We start from the raw sequence: 11,817 nt of genomic DNA on the forward strand, positions 1-11,817 counted from the left end.
AACGAGGAGCGACCCAAGAAGGCAATCGGCGGGCTCACCCCGGAAGCCTATGCCAAAACCCTGACCATCTCGGATACCCTAACCGCGGACTCCAAAGCCGACCGCTACTGAAAGCGGGGGGACGTCGGGAAAGCCGGCGACCGGTTCTCCGGCGCGACGTCGCACCAGGAGTGCGCATCGCGGGACGCCGTTACAATGGGCGCCCCCATCGCATCGAGCTGCTGCCATGACCACGCCTCCCGACTGCCCGCAATGCGGGCTCGACAACACCTACGCTGACGGCGTGCTGTGGATCTGCCCGGACTGCGGGCACGAGTGGGGCGAGGACACGGGTGCGGAGGAGGGTACGCCCGTGCGCGACAGCAACGGCAACGTGCTGTCCGCCGGCGACACTGTGGTGGTGATCAAGGACCTCAAGGTGAAGGGCTCCTCGATCCCGCTCAAGCAGGGCACGGTGATCCGCAACATCCGCCTGGTCGACGGCGACCCGGAGCACATCGAAGGCAACTCCGAGAAGATCAAGGGCCTGGTCCTGAAGACGATCTTCCTGCGCAAGGCCTGAGGTCCGCGCAACGCCCCGTCCGCCGGGGCGCGGCGCCGGCCGCGGCAGGGTGCCGGTACGCCCCCCGACTTCCGTCATGGGCGCATGCGCCGGGCCGGTGCTATCTATCGCAGGCCAAGGGACGCGGCCCGCTGGAGGCCATGCGCCCGGCACATGGAGGAGAAGCCGCATGCGCAGCACCCGTCGTGACCTGTTCCGGATCGGCGCCCTGGCCGCGGCCGCCGCGGCGTTCCCGTCGCTGGCGCTGGCCGCCGGCACCGCGCCGGTGGCGCGGGCCACGCGCCCGCTGAAGATCCTCATCCTCGGCGGCACCGGCTTCACCGGACCGTTCCAGGTCGCCTACGCGCTGGCCCGTGGCCACCAGGTGACGCTGTTCAACCGCGGCAAGCGGCCGTCGCCGGAGTGGTCGGGCGAAGTCGAGCAGCTGCATGGCGACCGCAACACCGGCGACCTGTCCGCGCTGCAGGGGCGCAAGTGGGACGTGTGCATCGACAACCCGACCAGCCTGCCGTTCTGGGTACGCGATGCCGGCAAGGTCCTGGCCGGTAATATCCAACACTACCTGTTCATCTCGACGATCTCGGTGTACGCCGATGGCAGCCGCCCGGGTATCGACGAGGATGCGCCGCTGGCCGCCTACAAGGGCCCGGACGCGATGGCCGAGACCCAGCAGACGCTGATGGCCGACGTGGAGAACCTGTACGGGCCACTCAAGGCGCTGAGCGAGGCCGAGGCGCGCAGGCAGTTCGGCAAGGCGGTGACCATCGTCCGCCCGGGCTACATCGTCGGCCCGCGCGACGAGACCGACCGCTTCACCTACTGGCCGCACCGCGTGGCGCAGGGCGGGGAAGTGCTGGTGCCCGGCGACGGCAAGGATCCGATCCAGGTCATCGACGGCCGCGACCTGGGCGAATGGATGATCCGCCTGGCCGAGGCGCGCAGCTTCGGCACCTTCAACGCGGTCGGGCCGCGCGATCCGCTGCTGATGGGCGCGATGCTACAGGCCTCGCGCGAGGTCAGCGGCAGCCAGGCCAGCTTCACCCACGTGTCCCCGGAGTTCCTGGACAAGCAGGAAGTCGGGCTGCCGATCTGGGTCCCGCGTGGCGAAGGCCCCTACGCGGGCTACGGCCAGGTCAGCAATGCCCGTGCGCTGGCCGCCGGACTCACCTTCCGCCCGTTGGCCACAACCATCGCCGAAACGCTGGAATGGTTCGGCGGCCTGCCGGCCGAACGCCAGGCCAAGCTGCGCGCCGGCATCAGCCGCGAGCGCGAGGCCGAACTGCTCACGGCCTGGCACGCGCTGCCGGAAGCGGCTGCGGCGCGCTGAGCACGGGTGCATCCGGACCACGTGTCCTGGGGCATGCCGGCAGCTGGACCGGTCAGCACCACCGGGAAGCACGACCATTCCGGTGTCGCCCGCCGTTTCCGCTTCCGTTCACCCGGGCGCGTGCACGCTGCCTGGGCAGGACAGGCAGCGAGGAACAGGTCATGGCAACCGGCTGGGCAGGCGATGGCGCGGTCAACGAGCAGATCGACGCGACGGTCAAGGACGCGGTGGAGCGTGCGCGCCGCCAGTTGCCGCAGGGCCCGGGCCTGGAGCGCTGCGAAGAGTGCGATGCGCCGATCCCGCCGGCCCGGCGCCGCGCCATGCCCGGCGTGCGCCTGTGCGTTCCCTGCCAGGAAGCGCACGACCAGGAGGCCTCCTTCAGCGGCTACAACCGCCGCGGCAGCAAGGACAGCCAGCTGCGCTGATCCGGGAAGCGTCAGCCGCTGCCGCCCGGCACCACCTCGATCACCACGCCCGCGCATTCCACCCGCTGGCCGCCGCGGATCTTGCAGGTCTTGCGCAGCTCCACCGCGCCGTCGACCCTGACTTCGCCGGCGGCGACCAGTGCCTTGCCGGCGCCGCCGCTGTCGCACAGCCCCACCAGCTTCAGCAGCTGGTTGAGTTCGACGAATTCGCCTTCAAGTTCGAACCGCACGCGCTCGCCCATGCATCGTCCTCAGTGCCTGGCCTGGCTGGAAGCCTGCTCGCGCCAGCGTTGCAGGTGTTCCAGCTTGCGCCGGTAGGTGTCGCGGACCGGATCCGTGTCGCCCAGCGCGAGCGCACGGTCGAGCTCGCGCTGGGCGCGGGCCAGGTCGCCATGGAGCAAGTATGCGCGGGCCAGGCCGAAGTGGAACTGGTGCTGCCCGGACTGCAGCCTGATCGCACGCCGGTAGCGGTTGATCGCACAGTCGAAGTCGCCTTCGTTCTCGCATTGCAGGGCAAGGCGGAACTGGTGGAACGGATCGGATTTGCGGATCCGGTCCAGCTTGCGTGCGTAGACGACCCGGCGCGGATCGGCGTTGCGCTCGTACAGCGTGACCAGGTTGCTCAGGGTCGCCGTGTGCCCGGGGTCGGTGGCGAGCGCGCGCAGATAGGCGCGTTCGGCGCCATGCCAGTCGCCTTCGCGGGTGAGCAGCACGCCGTAGTTGTTCCATGCGGGCACGAAGCCGGGGGCGGCGGCCATCGCCGCTTGCAGCAGCGCCCGCGCCGCAGCCAGGTCGCCGGCGGCCATCCGTTCGACGCCGCGGTTGTTGTGGAAATGGGCCATGGCGCGGCGATCGTCGATGCCGCGCGGGCGGTCGCGCGTGGCGATGATGTTGCTGTCCACTTCCACCACCCGCCACTGCCCGCCGGTGCGCACGCCGGTGTTGACGTGGCCGGAGTTGTAGATCACGCCCTGGTCCTGGTACCAGGCCAGCACCTCGCCGACTTCCTGCACCTGCGCTTCCAGCCCGGCCTCGCGGGCCAGGGCGACGAAGAGCAGGGCGAAGGACAGGCAGTTGCCCCGGCGATCGCGATGGACCTCGGCGACGGTGCGGGTCATCGTGCCGTCGTACTGCAACTGCAGCCCCTCGTCGCCGAACACGAAATCGACGAGCCGCTGCAGGCGCCGGTCGGGCGAGCGGTCGGGTGCGACCACCCGTCGCCACACTTCCTCGCGCAACCCGGGCGGCAACGCCATCACCTCGTCCTGCTGCAGCGGCATCGCGGGTGCCGGTTCGACGACGACGGTGGCGGGAGCCGGGACGGGGGAGGACCCCAGGGCCAGCGCCGCGATCAGGGTCAGGGCACGCATGACTGATCCCTCCCGGGGCCTTCAGCGTCTTGCCAGTGTATGCCTTCCTCTGGCGTTCCGGCCTGCGGCCGTTACGATGGATCGGGTCCGCTGCGCATCCGCTGGACGAGCGGGTATGCTGCGTCGCAGCAGGCGCAACCGCGCCCGTACCACCGGGAGGAGCCCCGCATGATCCAGCGTTTCGAAGTCGGCCCGCGCATGTCCGAACTGGCCGTGTACAACGGCGTGGCCTATCTGGCGGGCCAGGTGCCCGAGGACATGGACCAGGGCATCGAGGGCCAGACCCGCCAGGCGCTGGAAGCGATCGACGCACTGCTGGCCCAGGCCGGCAGCGACAAGACCCGGATCCTGCGCGCGCAGATCTTCCTGGCCGACATCGACGACTTCGCCGGCATGAACAAGGCCTGGGACGAATGGGTCGCCGCCGGCCACGCGCCGCCGCGGGCGACCGTGCAGGCCGCGCTGGCGCGGCCGGAGTGGAAGGTCGAGATTGTGGTGACTGCGGCAGTCTGAGGCGCGCAGCCAGCTACTCCTCCTCGGGCACCACGCCGGGCTCGCGCTCGATCACGCTGGCCTCGCGCAGTTCGCGCTTGGCCTCGGTGATGGCGTTGCCGTCCAGCGGCCGGGCGCTGCCGATCCGGCACGGCTGGGAAATCGCCGAGCCGTTGGCCGCGCGCGGCTGCACGCTGTCGGTCCGTGGATTGACCATGCCCATCGAGTTGCTGATGGTGATCGAACTGGCGATGGGCAGGCCGGTGCAGCGGCTGCGGAATTCCAGCAGGTGGCCGCGGCGGGGCGTGTCCCAGATCGCCAGGGCCTGGTCGCCCAGGGGCGTCCAGCGGTTGGCGCCGGCGACGCGGCCGATGGGGAAGCTGGCCCCCGGCGGACCCGCGTGCGCGCTGTACAGCTCGAGCCGTTCGGCCGGGGAGAGGGTGGGCCCGGAATGGGCGCACCCTCCGGCCAGCAGCGCACCCAGCAGGGCCAGCGGTATCCATTTCATGGCTTCACTCCGTCGCTGGCCCGTACCTGGACCGGGTGCCGCCTGCTCTGGCGGTTCCGGAGCCACCCTTGAACGCCGGCGGTTATCCAGGCGTGAACCCGGTGCCGGGAGCCGGGCTCAGGAGCCGGCCTGCACCAGGTTGGCGTGGATCAGGTCGACCACGTCCTGCAGGGTGGGGTCCCGCGGCAGGTCCATGTTCTTGAAGGTGAATCCCAGGGCGTCCTCGATGTCGAGCATCATGTCGGCCGACAGCATAGAATCGACCCCCAGTTCGGACAGCCGGGTATCCGGCGACACCGCCGCAGGATCCACGTCGAACCGCTCGTGGAGGATGGCGCCGAGGCGGCTCATGATGCTGTTCTTGTCCATTGCGTGGCCTTGCGAATCGTGCAGTTGGTGGCCTGATTCTTGCATAGCCTGCGTACCACCAACAGGGCGGTGACGGAAAGCATGCCGGGTCAGTCGATGCCGATGGAGACTGCGCAGGAGGAACTGGCCCGCAACGTGCTGGCACAGGCGGACTTCCGCGTGCGCATCGGCCTGGTGATTGCCGCGGTGATGGTCGGCATCCACCTGTTCGGCCCGTACGAGCCCGGTTCCAGCTCCCTGCTGCCGCTGGGCGTGGCCGCCGCGTACGTGGTCTATACCGCGGTGGCCCGGCGCTTCTCCGCCAGGCCGGCGCCGCTGACGCACCGCGACGTGGTGATGATCACCGCGGTGGTGGACCCGCTGTTCTATTCGGCCTGGCTGTTCGTCGCCGGCGAATCGTCGGTGCTGTTCGTGGCGTTCTACCTGTTCACCGTGCTCGGCTTCGGCTTCCGCGTCGGCGCGGTGCCGATGCACGTGTGCCAGGTGATGTCGCTGGTCGGCTTCACCCTGGTGGCGCTGACCTCGCCGGTGTGGCGGCAGCACGTGCTGTTCGCGCTGTCGCACATGGTGCTGCTGGCGCTGGTGCCGCTGTACGCCTCGTTCCTGATCGCGCGCATCCAGAACGCCCGCGCCCTGGCCGAACACGAGAGCCGGGCCAAGTCGCAGCTGCTGGCCAAGGTGAGCCATGAGTTGCGCACGCCGCTCACCGGCATCTCCGCGGCGGCGCAGCTGCTGGAGGTGGAATCGGCCGAGCCTGCCACCGTGGCCCGCGCGCATTCGATCCTGCACCTGTCCAACGCGCTGGACGCGGAGATCCGGCAGCTGCTGGACCTGTCGAAGATCGAGGTGCGCGGCCACCTGCGCCGCGACGAGCCGGCGGCGCCATTCACCATAGCCCGGGCCATGGCCAGCGCGTTCCAGTCGCTGGAGAGCATCGCCGCCGGCAAGCCGGTGCAGGCGCGCCTGGAACTGGACCCGGCGATCCGCCTGCCGGTGCTCGGCCACCACGACAACCTGGTCGCGGTGCTGACCAACCTGGCCGGCAACGCGGTCAAGTTCACCGACCGCGGCTCGGTGACCCTGGAGGCACGCCTGCTCGACGATGCCGGCGACCGCTACCGGCTGCGCTTCGCCGTGGTCGACACCGGCATCGGCATCGCCGAGGAGTTCCAGGCGCGGATCTTCGATCCGTTCTTCCAGGTGTCCGCCGGCACCCAGAAGAGCCGCGGCGGCACCGGCCTGGGCACCACGATCGCGCGCGAGCTGGTCAGCCGCATGGGCGGGCACCTGCAAGTGGACAGCGCGCCGGGCGAGGGCAGCAGCTTCCATTTCGTGCTGGAGCTGCCGGTGGACCGTTCGGTGGCCGGCATCGAGGCCGAGCCCGCGGCCACGACCACGATCGAGGTGGTCACCGGCAAGCGCGTGCTCATCGCCGACGACAACCAGACCAACCTGGAGCTGCTGCGCGAGATGCTGCTCAAGGACGGCCACCAGGTCACCGCCGTGGACGGCGGCCGCGACGCGCTGGCCGAACTGGCCGCGCACGCGTTCGACGTGGTCTTCCTCGACTACAACATGGACGACGTGGACGGAGCCACGGTGTTCCAGACCTACCAGTTCGGCCGGGTCGACCCGGCGCCGGTGTTCTTCGTCACCGCCGACGCCACGCCGCTGACCCGGCGAAAGCTGGAGGAAGTGGGCGGGGCAGGGGTGATCAACAAGCCGGTGACCTTCGCCCGGATCCGCGAGGCGATGCTCCAGGTCTTCCCCGGACAGGCCACCCGGCGAGTGGCGACCTCGCCCCCGGCGGCGGTGCCTTCACCGCGCCGGACCGCCGAGCTGGCCGCGGTGCCGGTGGAGTACTTCTCGCCCGATGTCATCGAAATGCTGCGCGAGATCAAGGACAGCGACGAGTTCGTCTGCCAGGTGCTGGGCGACGGCCTGGCCGACATCGAAAAGCTGGAACGGCAGATCCTGCCGGCGATCGCCGCGCAGGACATCGGCCAGGTGCATCGCCTGGCGCATGCGATCAAGGGCGTGGCCCTGAACATCGGCGGCGTGCGCCTGGCGGCGCTGGCCGACCGGCTGATGACCATGCCCGCCGACACCCTGGCCATCGACCCTGCGCGCTGGCAGCAGGAGCTGGGCGCAACCAGCCGCAACACCCGGCTCGCGGTGGACCGCGAGCGGCGGGCGAGGGGACCGGCGAAGGCTGCCGGCCGCTGAGCGGTCAGGCCACCATCCGGTCGCTGCTGCTGGCCGGCGCGCGCGGACGTTCGCCTTCCTGCATCAGGATCAGCATCTCCAGCGAGCGGATCTCGTCCTGGTCCAGGCACATGGCCGTTTCCACCCAGTCCTCGACCACCTGCAGGCCTTCCTCGTAGTTCAGCGCGCTGTGGCGGTGCCGGCTCTGCTGGATCTTCAGCCGCGCCTTGCGCCGCTTCGCATGCTGCTCGATGAACTTCTCCACCGCCATCTCGCCCTCGCCGGTGGCGCAGACCTCGTCCACCAGGCCCATCTCCAGCAGCTGGCGGGCGCTGTAGACCTTCTTCTGGGTCATCAGCCGCTCGGCCACGAAGGCGTTGCTGCGCGAGGTCACCAGGCCCATGGCGCCGGTGCAGGGGAACAGCCCGAACATGATCTCCGGGAAGCCGAACGAGCTGTGCTCCTCGGCGATGATGTAGTCCGAGCTCAGCGCCATCTCGAAGCCGCCGCCCAGGGCGCGGCCCTGCACCAGCGAGATCGTGGTCATGTCCTGCTTGAAGTCGCTGGACCAGCTCAGCAGCGCGTCCAGGCACGACAGCGAGTAGTCGCGCAGCTGGCGCGCGTCGCGGCGGTCGATGCACGACAGGAAGAACGACAGGTCGCCGCCCTGGCTGAAGTAGACCGGGTCGCTGGACTGGATCACCGCGTAGCCCGGGCCCTCGGCATCCACCGCGCGCAGTTCGTCGTTCCACTGCTTGAGGTCGTTGAGGGTGCGCTTGAAGTCGGCCAGCAGTTCGGGGGTGAAGTTGTGCACGCCGGTGGCCGCGTTGGCGCCGACGGTCAGCCAGGCGGTCTGGCGCGCCAGCTGCCGCATCTGGGTGCGGACGCGGCCGGTGGCCGGGCGGCTGGATGCGGGGGCTGCGATTACGGGGGTTGCAGCATTCATGACTTGCTCTCCTTGGATCAGGACGGTGGTACGGCAGGGAGTGAAACGATCAATGCGGCGTTGGTGCCGCCGAAACCGCACGAAAAACTCAACGCGTGGTGGTACGGGACGCCGGCGACGGGGGTAGCGCCGACGTGGTGGAGTTCGCAGCGAGGATCGGCCTCGCCCATGTGTGCGCTGGCGGGGAGCAGGGCGTCCTGCATGGCCAGCACGGTCAACGCCAGCTCAAGCGAGCTGGTGGCGCCGATCAGGTGGCCGTGCACCGCCTTGGTCGAGCTGACCCAAGGCGCATCGTCGCCGGCGCCGAACACCTGGCGGATGGCGGCCGATTCGATCATGTCGCCGCCGTGGGTCGCGGTGGCGTGGGCGTTGATGTAGCCGATCTGGTGCGCTTCGAGGCCGGCGCTTGCCAGCGCTGTTTCCAGTGCACGCACCTGGCCGCCCGATTCGGGCATGCCGATGTGGTGCGCATCGCAGGACACGCCGTAACCGGAAACGAAGGCATGGATGCGCGCGCCGCGGGCCAGCGCGGCTTCTTCGCTCTCCAGCACCATCCAGGCCGAGCCTTCGCCCAGGACCAGGCCCGAGCGGCTGGCGGAAAAGGGCTTGCAGGTGCGCGCCGGATCTTCCGGATCGGGGCTGGACATCGCCCGCGAGCCTTCGAAGATGCCCAGCACCCCGGCGGTCAGCGGCGCTTCCGCGCCGCCGGCCAGGGCAACATCGATGTAGCCGTCGGCAATGGCGCGCGCGGCCTCGCCGATGGCGATGCCCGAGGACGCGCAGGCGCTGTTGTACGACAGCACCGGGCCGAGCACCTGCTGCCGGATCGCGACCTGGGCGCCGCCTGCGTTGCCCATGATCGCCATCGCCGTGAACGGACGCGAGGCCTGCTTGCCCTTGAGCAGCAGGCTGTCGAACCAGTCCATGATCGTGGCGGTGCCGCCGTTGATGTTGCTGTAGTACACCCCGGCGCGCTGGCCGTAGGCCGCGTAATCGGCGATGCCCGCCGCGTCCGAGGCCTGGCGGGCGCCGAGGATCGCCAGCTGCTGGCAGCGGTCCAGGAACGGGAGCTCCAGCTTGGTGAAGTGTTCTTCGAAGCGCTGCGGCACGGCGCCGGCGGCGAATTCCTTGCGGATCGGCGGTCCCTGCACCAGGCGGATGCCCGAGCTGGCGTTGCGCAGGGAATGCAGGTTCTGCTGGACATCGAGCCCGATCGGGGAGATCAGGCCGAGCCCGGTGATGGCGACACGGCGTCGTGGCATGGATTTGGCCGGAGCTTCCGGCCGGCGCACCAGACCGTCCTTGGTGCCAGTTTGCTCAGCTGGTCAGCTTGCTGTATGGGGGAGGGGCTTTGACGTTATCACTGAACGGCGGCTGTAGTGGGTGCCCGCCACGGAATTTGCGCGGCGGAGGGGCCAGCGCGGGGACGCGGGCGCGGGCCGGGGGAATGGGGCGGCTTGGCACTGCACTGGCGCGGAACTGCGGAATCGTCTGCGGAGGCAACCGGGCCGTTCCGATAAAATACATCATGAAAGATGGTCAAGCAATTGAATAAAAACAACTTTATTCCACGCACTTTCTCTTCGGTGCATCGCCATGGCAGCGCCATCACCGGGCTGTTCCTGGCCGCGACCCTGGCCGGCTGCGCAACGCTTCCACGCAGCCCGGTGCCGGTCGGCCAGGCGCACGAGGCCACGATCCCGGGCATGCCCGACGTGCGCGGCTGGGCAGGGGAGCCGGACGACGCGCTGGCGGAGGATTTCAGCCGCTCGCTGCAGCAGGAATCGCCGGACGATTTCCCGGTCGGAGCGGACGGCACGATCCGCTACCCGTACCTGGCGCTTTCCGGCGGTGGTGCGAACGGTGCGTTCGGGGCCGGCTTCATGAAGGGCTGGACCGCACGTGGCACGCGGCCGCTGTTCAAGATCGTCACCGGAGTTTCCACCGGCGCGCTGATGGCGCCGTTCGTGTTCCTGGGTCCGGTCGAAGACGACGCGCTGAAGGATTTCTACACGACCACGCGCAACGAGGACGTGTTCGACGCGGGCTCGGCGGTGATGGCGATCCTGCGCCGCGATTCGATGGCCGATACCGGGCCGCTGGCGACGCTGATCGCCAGGCACGTGGATGCGGCGCTGCTTGCACGCATTGCCGCCGAGCACCGCCGCGGGCGCCGCCTCTACATGGGCACCGCGGAGCTGGATTCGCGCCGTTTCGCGATCTGGAACATGGGGCGGATCGCCGAGCACGGCGATGCCGAAGCGTTGGCACTGTTCCGTCGGATCATGCTGGCGTCATCGTCGATGCCGGTGGCGTTCCCGCCGGTGCTGTTCGAGGTGGAGGCCGGCGGCGTGCGCTACGACGAGATGCATGTCGATGGGTTCGTCGGCGCCAACGTGTTCCTGCATGTGGGCGCCTTCGACCCGTCGGCCCTGGTCGCCAATCAGCCGCGTGGCCGCGCGCTAGAGCAGCTCTACATCATCCACAACGGCCAGCTGCGCCCACCGCCAAGCCCGACCGCTCGCTCGCTCGGCGGCATCGCGATGCGTTCGTTCGAAGTCTCGGCGCGCGCGGGGATCATCGGCGACCTGATCCGGGAGCATTCTTTTGCAAGCCGCACCGGCGCCGAGTTCCGCTGGGTGACGGTGGACGAACAGGTCGAACTGCCGGATCCGGCGGATTTCGACCCGGTAGAGATGCGGCGGCTTTACGAGCTGGGTTACCGGGAGGCCCAGGAGGATGCGGCCTGGCGGACGGCGCCGCCGGGGTTGATTGGGGAGGCGGAGCGCTAGGGGCGCGCCGTCGCGGCACTGCGTCCCATGCTGCGCAGGTAGAGGACGAACCTGTCCACCTGCGAAAGCGGCTGACAATATCCACGTATTAGCGCCATCAACGGAAACCCAACCCTCAGAAAAGGCCGGATAAACCGCAGAAATTTCAGACACTTAGGTCGTATCGCCCGGGGCCGCCCCGGAGAGATACATAATGTGCATTATGCGAAATGTCCGGCGGCTCCGGAACTGCCTGCGCTGGTGGCTGTAGCCGAAACAAGTATTCCTGTTACGCCCCGCCAACTAATGGTGCGATTTCCTACAAGATGAACTCCAGAACGAGCAAGTAACAACTTTAGTTGAGTGTCCATGGCAGCGCACTCTTTGATGCCCCCAGTCAAACGTTTGGGTTGGCGACCAATTGCAAAGTTCGCGCCACCTATTGATTCGCAATGGGCGTGGCCAGCGAGGCCGAAGCGGCCGCTACAAGTAATCACTGCTCCCTTGCAAAGGCAGCCCAGCCCAGGTCCTGCAGAGGTCGTGCAGCATAAAGACTTCGGGGTTCTTGAAAACAGGCTGTCGGTGCCCCCCATAACTCTGTCATCCGATCCCTTACCGTGACACATGCCGTTACCTTGGCGCGCCCCTCCGACCAGATCTCTAGAAATCAATTGCTTGGAAAGATTCCAGATAAGCGGTGCGCGGACGTCACTCGCGACGTCCCCCCGCTTTCAGTAGCGGTCGGCTTTGGAGTCCGCGGTTAGGGTATCCGAGATGGTCAGGGTTTTGGCATAGGCTTCCGGGGTGAGCCCGCCGATTGCCTTCTTGGGTCGCTCCTCGTT

12 protein-coding genes are annotated in these 11,817 nt (G+C 68.7%); 6 read left to right on the plus strand and 6 right to left on the minus strand.

The features are described 5' to 3' along the window. The first annotated feature begins 226 nt into the window (after window positions 1–226). The 3 genes from CSC64_RS13345 to CSC64_RS13355 all read left to right on the plus strand — a co-directional run bounded on the left by CSC64_RS13345 (window position 227) and on the right by CSC64_RS13355 (window position 2,314). Window positions 227–562: a zinc ribbon domain-containing protein YjdM gene (locus tag CSC64_RS13345; protein WP_162435823.1), complete on the plus strand. Its 336-nt coding sequence runs from the start codon at window positions 227–229 to the stop codon at window positions 560–562. A gap of 169 nt (window positions 563–731) precedes the next feature. Further along, a complete protein-coding gene (locus tag CSC64_RS13350) occupies window positions 732–1,889 on the plus strand; it encodes an NAD-dependent epimerase/dehydratase family protein (protein WP_162435824.1) in 1,158 nt (385 codons plus the stop codon). A 161-nt stretch (window positions 1,890–2,050) separates the two neighbouring features. Further along, window positions 2,051–2,314: a DksA/TraR family C4-type zinc finger protein gene (locus CSC64_RS13355; protein ID WP_162435825.1), complete on the plus strand. Its 264-nt coding sequence runs from the start codon at window positions 2,051–2,053 to the stop codon at window positions 2,312–2,314. 11 nt (window positions 2,315–2,325) lie between these two features. Here CSC64_RS13355 and CSC64_RS13360 read toward each other — a convergent pair whose 3' ends face one another. Together CSC64_RS13360 and CSC64_RS13365 are read right to left on the minus strand one after the other, a co-directional pair. Beyond that, window positions 2,326–2,556: an RNA-binding S4 domain-containing protein gene (locus CSC64_RS13360; protein ID WP_162435826.1), complete on the minus strand. Its 231-nt coding sequence runs from the start codon at window positions 2,554–2,556 to the stop codon at window positions 2,326–2,328. Window positions 2,557–2,565: 9 nt separating this feature from the next. After that, window positions 2,566–3,684, minus strand: coding sequence for a transglutaminase domain-containing protein (locus tag CSC64_RS13365; RefSeq protein WP_162435827.1), 1,119 nt, complete (start codon window positions 3,682–3,684; stop codon window positions 2,566–2,568). Window positions 3,685–3,852: 168 nt separating this feature from the next. Here CSC64_RS13365 and CSC64_RS13370 point away from each other — a divergent pair, with 168 nt between their 5' ends. Then, window positions 3,853–4,197: a RidA family protein gene (locus CSC64_RS13370; protein ID WP_162435828.1), complete on the plus strand. Its 345-nt coding sequence runs from the start codon at window positions 3,853–3,855 to the stop codon at window positions 4,195–4,197. 13 nt (window positions 4,198–4,210) lie between these two features. Here CSC64_RS13370 and CSC64_RS13375 read toward each other — a convergent pair whose 3' ends face one another. Together CSC64_RS13375 and CSC64_RS13380 are read right to left on the minus strand one after the other, a co-directional pair. After that, window positions 4,211–4,684 (minus strand): DUF6491 family protein, encoded by a 474-nt coding sequence (locus CSC64_RS13375; RefSeq protein ID WP_162435829.1) that lies wholly within the window; start codon window positions 4,682–4,684, stop codon window positions 4,211–4,213. Between the two features lie 117 nt (window positions 4,685–4,801). Further along, window positions 4,802–5,035 (minus strand): acyl carrier protein, encoded by a 234-nt coding sequence (locus CSC64_RS13380; RefSeq protein WP_162435830.1) that lies wholly within the window; start codon window positions 5,033–5,035, stop codon window positions 4,802–4,804. A 99-nt stretch (window positions 5,036–5,134) separates the two neighbouring features. On the opposite strand from CSC64_RS13380, the gene CSC64_RS13385 reads away from it, so the two are divergent. Then, window positions 5,135–7,279, plus strand: coding sequence for an ATP-binding protein (locus CSC64_RS13385; protein WP_162435831.1), 2,145 nt, complete (start codon window positions 5,135–5,137; stop codon window positions 7,277–7,279). A 4-nt stretch (window positions 7,280–7,283) separates the two neighbouring features. Here the strand turns inward: CSC64_RS13385 and CSC64_RS13390 are convergent, their stop codons facing one another. Together CSC64_RS13390 and CSC64_RS13395 are read right to left on the minus strand one after the other, a co-directional pair. Beyond that, window positions 7,284–8,204 carry a crotonase/enoyl-CoA hydratase family protein gene (locus CSC64_RS13390; protein ID WP_162435832.1) on the minus strand — a complete coding sequence of 307 codons (921 nt, stop codon included), beginning with the start codon at window positions 8,202–8,204 and terminating at the stop codon, window positions 7,284–7,286. Window positions 8,205–8,221: 17 nt separating this feature from the next. Next, window positions 8,222–9,466: a beta-ketoacyl-[acyl-carrier-protein] synthase family protein gene (locus CSC64_RS13395; protein WP_162435833.1), complete on the minus strand. Its 1,245-nt coding sequence runs from the start codon at window positions 9,464–9,466 to the stop codon at window positions 8,222–8,224. A gap of 273 nt (window positions 9,467–9,739) precedes the next feature. Between CSC64_RS13395 and CSC64_RS13400 the strand changes: the two genes are divergently transcribed. Then, window positions 9,740–10,996, plus strand: coding sequence for a patatin-like phospholipase family protein (locus CSC64_RS13400; RefSeq protein ID WP_162435834.1), 1,257 nt, complete (start codon window positions 9,740–9,742; stop codon window positions 10,994–10,996). Window positions 10,997–11,817 lie beyond the last annotated feature (821 nt).

This window comes from Pseudoxanthomonas koreensis, from assembly GCF_010093225.1.
Classification (GTDB): Bacteria; Pseudomonadota; Gammaproteobacteria; order Xanthomonadales; family Xanthomonadaceae; genus Pseudoxanthomonas; species Pseudoxanthomonas koreensis.